6 protein-coding genes are annotated in these 5,739 nt (G+C 65.8%); 4 read left to right on the top strand and 2 right to left on the bottom strand.

Annotated features, from left to right (window positions below; genetic code table 11):
• The coding region (locus VFB18_RS14800) for an MFS transporter (RefSeq protein ID WP_324976986.1) at positions 1–876 on the top strand (876 nt) is incomplete at its 5' end.
• Positions 877–1,026: 150 nt separating this feature from the next.
• Positions 1,027–1,767: an SGNH/GDSL hydrolase family protein gene (locus VFB18_RS14795; protein WP_324976983.1), complete on the top strand. Its 741-nt coding sequence runs from the start codon at positions 1,027–1,029 to the stop codon at positions 1,765–1,767.
• Here VFB18_RS14795 and VFB18_RS14790 read toward each other — a convergent pair.
• Positions 1,733–3,949, bottom strand: a complete 2,217-nt coding sequence (locus VFB18_RS14790; RefSeq protein ID WP_324976980.1) for an AI-2E family transporter — start codon at positions 3,947–3,949, stop codon at positions 1,733–1,735. The genes VFB18_RS14795 and VFB18_RS14790 overlap by 35 nt on opposite strands.
• A gap of 235 nt (positions 3,950–4,184) precedes the next feature.
• Here VFB18_RS14790 and VFB18_RS14785 point away from each other — a divergent pair, with 235 nt between their 5' ends.
• Positions 4,185–4,871 (top strand): hypothetical protein, encoded by a 687-nt coding sequence (locus VFB18_RS14785; RefSeq protein ID WP_324976977.1) that lies wholly within the window; start codon positions 4,185–4,187, stop codon positions 4,869–4,871.
• Positions 4,868–5,266, top strand: a complete 399-nt coding sequence (locus VFB18_RS14780) for a hypothetical protein (protein WP_324976975.1) — start codon at positions 4,868–4,870, stop codon at positions 5,264–5,266. Before VFB18_RS14785 ends, VFB18_RS14780 begins: the two co-directional genes overlap by 4 nt.
• 133 nt (positions 5,267–5,399) lie before the next feature.
• On the opposite strand, the gene VFB18_RS14775 is transcribed toward VFB18_RS14780, so the two are convergent.
• Positions 5,400–5,739 (bottom strand): linear amide C-N hydrolase (locus tag VFB18_RS14775; protein WP_324976972.1); only part of this gene is annotated, 340 nt, incomplete at its 5' end.

The raw sequence follows: 5,739 nt of genomic DNA, 5'->3' as shown, positions 1-5,739 counted from the left end.
GCCCGCATCGTCGCTCTGTTCATGGCCGCGGTTCCGGTCGCCACCATGATCGGCGGCCCGGTCTCGGGCCTTCTCCTCGAGATGCACGGCACCGCGGGCCTCAAGGGCTGGCACTGGCTGTTCATTCTCGAAGGAATTCCGGCGATCGCGCTCGGCATCGTTGCGCTTCTCTTTCTCGACGACCGGCCGCGCCATGCGGAATGGCTCACCGAAGAGGAGCGCGGCGCGCTCGAAGCAGTGCTCGCCCAAGAAGCCAAGGCCACACGGGACGCCGGCTACGCCGACTTGAAGCACGCCTTCATCCAGCCGCAGGTGATGATGCTGTGCCTCATCTATTTCTGCGGAGCGATCGGTCTTTACGGCGTCAGCTTCTGGCTGCCGCAGGTCATCGAGACGTTCGGGCTCGATCCACTGACAATCGGCTTCCTGTCGGCCATCCCCTATCTCGCGGCGAGTATCGGCATGATCCTGTGGAGCTGGCATTCCGACGCTACGGCCGAGCGCATCTGGCACCTCGCGCTGCCCTTCCTCCTTGCCGCGGCGGCGTTCGCCTGGGCGGCGGGAGGCGAGGGTCTCGCCGTCACCATGATCGCGCTCTCGCTCGCGACGCTCGGCATCTTTGCCGCCATGGGCCCGTTCTGGTCGCTGCCGCCCGCCGTGCTCACCGGCACGGCGGCCGCCGCCGGCTTCGCCCTCATCAATTCGATCGGCAATGTCGGCGGCCTGGTCGGTCCGACTCTCATCGGCGGCATGAAGGAGGCGACCGGCACCTTCACCACCTCGCTCATCTTCCTCGCCGGCGCCCTTCTCGCAGGCTCCCTGACCGCCCTTCTCTTCGGCCGCTTCGCGCCGGTCCGCGCGAAATCCGCCGCATGAGGGAGGACTCGCGGCAGCGTGCAAATCCCCTCGCCCCTTGCGGGAAAGGGTGAGGGGGTGAAGGCATACAAGGCCGCGTCGCCGCTTATCAAGCGACCGGAGATGTGCCAAATCGGATTCAGGCAAGCGCACCTAGGGGAAAAGACGAACATGACCGACGAGACGCCGCACCGACCCTCGCGCCGAACCGTTATCGCCGGCATGACGTTCATCGCTGCGGCGCACCTGTCGGGCGGGCGAACGGAGGCAGGTGGCGGCATGAAGCACGTGGTGCTGCTCGGCGATTCGATCTTCGACAACAAGCGCTATGTCGGCGACGGGCCTGACGTGATCGAACAGCTCAAGGCCGATCTGCCGCCGGGCTGGACCGCCTCGCTCAACGCCGTCGACGGCTCGACCACGCTCGACATCGCGGGCCAGATCGAGCGGCTGCCGCCCGACGCGACCCATCTCGTCATCAGCGTCGGCGGGAACGATGCGCTGAAGCACAAGGGGCTGCTCGAGGAGACGGCACGCTCGGTCGCCGAGGTGCTCGACAAACTGGGCGTGATCAGGGAGGAGTTCCGGGCAAACTATCGCGCCATGCTCGAAGGCGTGCTCGCGACGAAGCTCCCCGCCGCGGTGTGCACCATCTACGAAGCGAATTACCGCGATCCCGATACGCACCGGATCGCCGCGACCGGGCTTACCGTCTTCAACGACATCATCACGCGCGAAGCGTTCGCGCGCGCGTTGCCCTTGATCGATCTCAGGTTGATCGTCACCAAGGAGAGCGACTACGCCAACGAGGTCGAGCCGTCGGTTGAAGGGGGCGCCAAGATCGCCCGCGCCATCGCCGATCTCGTCGCCGCCGATCCTAAGCCGGCGCGGTCTGTGGTTTTCGCGGGGTAGGTGTCCGCTTCCGGCCGTTCTTCGGCCGAGAGGCTTCTGCCGCCGGCGTGGGTGCGGAGGCTTGCGCCGCGGGCGCGGCTTGGGCGGGGGCGGGTGTCCCGGCCGATGACTCCGCAGGCTCGGGCGGCGTGGCAGACGCGGCGGCATCGGAGGCGCGGCCGATCTCGCTTGCCGCGGGAACGACCGGCGCCTTGGGCTCTGGCGTCTCCTCCCGCTTGCCGCGCTCGCCCTTGGCGAACTCGACACAAATCTTGACCGCCTGGGGAAGATTGGTCGCGCAGGCGTCGGCTTCGGCCTGAGTAAGGACGGCCTCGAGCGTGGCCGGCGCCTCGCCTTCGGTCCACAGGCAGACGAGAATCGCGGTGTCCTTGGGCAGGATGCGCCGCAAGCGCCGTACGATGTAGCGGATCACCGCCGGGCCGTTGCCGAGATCGAGCAGCGACAGCACGAGGAGCTTGGCTTCGGTCTGGGCGAGCGAGGCGATATGGCCGGGAGCGATCGTCTCGGGCCCGAGCGCCTCGGCGTCGAGCCCGCCCTTGTTGAGGATGGCGGCGAGGAGCGCGCCGGCTGCGTCGTCGAGGGGGGTGCGCGCGCCGATGACGAGCACCGGCTTCTCCACCACCCAGCCCGGCGCAAGCTCTGGGCGCTCGATCAACTTGACGGCCTCCTCGTCCTCGGCTTCCTCCATCGCATCGAGCGAAGCAAGCCCGGTCGCAGCCTCCTCGCCCCTGTCGCGCTCGGGCTTCCGCCTGAGATGGGCGAACCAGCGGCGCGGCTCGTAGTCGAGGAGATCGGCGAGCACCTCTTTCACCGTCGCGTCGATCTTCTCGGTCTGATCCTCGTCGAGCGAGCCGCGGGCGAGGTCGCGCTCGGCCAGCCTGAGCGCAGGCAGCGCCACCTCATCGAGATAGCATTGCAGGCTCTTGTCCTTCAGGCAGAGCTCGGCGTGATAGGTGATCTCGGCGGGGTCGCCTGCGAGCGCGCGGTGGTAGAAGCTCTCCTCCGGCGTGAGCGCGGGCTGATCGCCGAGCAGCACGTCGAAGAACTTGAGTCCCTCGACATGGCGGCCAAGGACGGCGAGGCATACGGTCATGGGCATGGCGAGGATCAGCCCGAGCGGCCCCCATAGCCAGGTCCAGAACACGGTCGAGATGACGACGGCGATGGGCGAGACGCCGGTGCCGTGGCCGAACACGAGCGGCTCGACCACCTGGCCCATGGTGAACTCGCCGAGGGCATAGATCGCGAGCACGACGAAGAAGCTCGTCCAGCCGGGATCGATCGCGGCGGCGACGAAGAGCGGGGGCGCCGCGGCGATGAACACCCCGACATAAGGCACGAAGCGCATCAGCCCGGCGAGCAGGCCGAAGGCGAGCGGGCTCGGCATGCCGAGCGCCCAGAGCGCGAAGCCGACAAGAGCGCCGTAGGCCGAGTTGATGACGACCTGGCGCAGGAAATAGCGGCTCAGCCGGTTGGCGGCGTCGGTCAAGGTCGAGGTGGCGCGCTGCGGGTCGGCGGAGCCGAACAGCCTGATCAGGCGGTCGCGCAGGTCCTCGCGCTGGAGCAGGATGAACACGACGATGAGGAGCACGATGCCGGCAGTGGCGAGCGGCGGAAGCAGCGTGCCGGCGAGCGACTGGTAGAACTCGAGCGGGGTCAGCTCGCGGTCCTTGACCACGACTTCGAGCGGCTTGTCGTCCGGTTTTTGCGCCGGCGTGCCGACCTCCGGCGGAGGCGGCGGGGTGCTGCTCTCGTCGGACCCCGAAAGCTCGCTCTGCAGATTGGACAGCACGTCGCCCGCCCGCTGCAGGACCGGTGAACTCGCCGTCGAATCGCGTAAGGCTTTGATCTTGTCCGATAGCGTCGTCTGGTAGCGCGGCAGGTCGGCGGCGAGATCGGCCGCCTCGCGCGACAAGAGCCAGCCGAGCCCGGCGATGACGATGAAGGCGAAGCCGACCACGATGCCGACCGCGAGCAGCCGTGGCACATCTAGTCGCCTGAGCCAGATGAGCGGGCGCGAGAGGACGAAACTCAACAGGATGGCGAGAGCGAGCGGCAGCAGAACGTCACGCCCGAAATAGAGGCCGCAGATGACGATGGTTGCGATAAGGAGGCCCTGGAGCGTCGCGGTGCGCGCGTCCGGCGAGGAGGAGAAGAACGGCAAGGGCGAGCGGGACGGCATGTCGCGAAATCTCTCGGGCCTGCGTTCTTCCGGCATAGCAAGATGCTCGGCGCCGCGATAGGGCCTTCGGAGATTTGCTCACGCCGCGCTGCCCAAGCTGGATAACAGGTCCGCAGCCATCTGGTTCCTCTGCTGGGAGGGGGAGCCGGGTCGATTGCCTGGATCTTTTCTCAAGGGGGTGCTTGATTCTATTTTTGCGATCTTCATGTAAATTGGGTTCCGGAGGACCTTGTCTATGGAAAACGCGCCGCCAGTTGGAATCGGCTACTACACTGCGAGCGAGGCAGCGCGGCTCATCAAAGTGCCGCCGCGACGAATCCAGCGCTGGTTGGAGGGATATGCCTCCGCTTCAGGCGGCCGAAGCTATCGCAGCGACGCCCTCTGGCAATCGCAATTGCCGAGGGCGAATGGTCATGTCGAGCTAGGTTTCCGCGATCTCATGGAACTCAGATTCGTCGATGCCTTCGAAAAGGCGGGACTTAGCCTTCAAACCATTCGAAAATGCCTCGCTGTGGCCAGAGAGGCGCTGGGCGAAGCGCGGCCTTTGTCCACGGCCAAGTTTCGTACCGACGGACGCACCATCTTTCTTCAGGCCTTCGGTGAAGCCGACGAACCTGAACTGCTCGACCTCGTGAAGAAGCAGTTCGCGTTCCACCGTATCGTGGAGCCGACTTTCAAGGATATCGAGCTGATGGGAGGCGTGCCGAGCCGTTGGTGGCCTCTTGCCGGCAGGAAGACCATCGTCGTGGATCCGGCTCGATCGTTCGGCCAACCAATAGCCAGCGCTTCCGGGATTCCGACCGCCGTGTTGGCCGAGGCTGCGATTGCCGAAGGCTCTCCGGCCAAAGCTGCCCGCATCTACGAAGTGCCGGTCGATGTCGTTCGAGATGCCCTGCGCTTCGAACAAGAGCTTGCCGCTTGAAGGTTCTTTTCGATCACAACCTCGCGCCGCGAATCGCGCGTGCAATAAACCTACTGGTCGAGCCGGCGGATACGGTCGTTCCGCTGAAAGACAAATTCCCCCCCGACGTAACCGATACCGAATGGATTGCGGCGCTCGGGCGGGAGGGCGGGTGGATCGTCGTTTCCGGCGACCGGCGCATCAGCCGAAACCGCGCCGAACGCGAGGCTTGGCGCGCGTCACGACTGACAGGCTTCTTTCTATCGCGTGGCCTACACAAGGCGCCCGTGTTGAAGCAGGCCGCTCGCCTGTTGCTCCTCTGGGATACAATGAGAATGCAGCACTCGCTCGTTGAGCCGGGCGCAATCTTCGAACTGCCCATGCGCAGCAACAAGCTTCGCCAGATAAGCATCTAGAGTCCCGCGAAAGACCAAAGGCCCCAGGGAGACGCCCCGGGGCCTTCGCCTGGCCTTGAGCACCTCTTGGGCTACTGCTCGGGCGCCAAAGGCCTGCTTCCATGAATGGCGGACAATTCCCTCGGTTCCGCCGCTAGTTGGCCGCCGCAGAGGCCGAAGAAACGTCGGCAATCGGCTGCTTGGTTCCTTCCATCTCGATGGTCGCGATCTCGCCCTTGGCGGCCTCGACCGCCGTTTTGAGATCGACCATGTGAATCGACTGGTCGGAGAAGGTGCGGAAGTACCAGCGGAGATTCTTGAGGTCGGCGACGCTCGTCCATTCGGTGATCTCAGGCGTCGGCTCGCCGATGGCGGCGTTCACCACCGCGCCTTTCGGGATGTCGAACTGGTTCAAGATGTGGAAGGCCGAGAGCACGGCATCGTTCGCCGTCGCATTGGGCGCGGCCGACTGGCTGAAGATCGCCGCGCGCACG

Origin of the sequence: Methyloceanibacter sp. (genome assembly GCF_035650995.1) — a bacterium.
Taxonomy (GTDB): domain Bacteria; phylum Pseudomonadota; class Alphaproteobacteria; order Rhizobiales; family Methyloligellaceae; genus Methyloceanibacter.
This window is presented reverse-complemented; position numbering and strand designations above follow the sequence as displayed.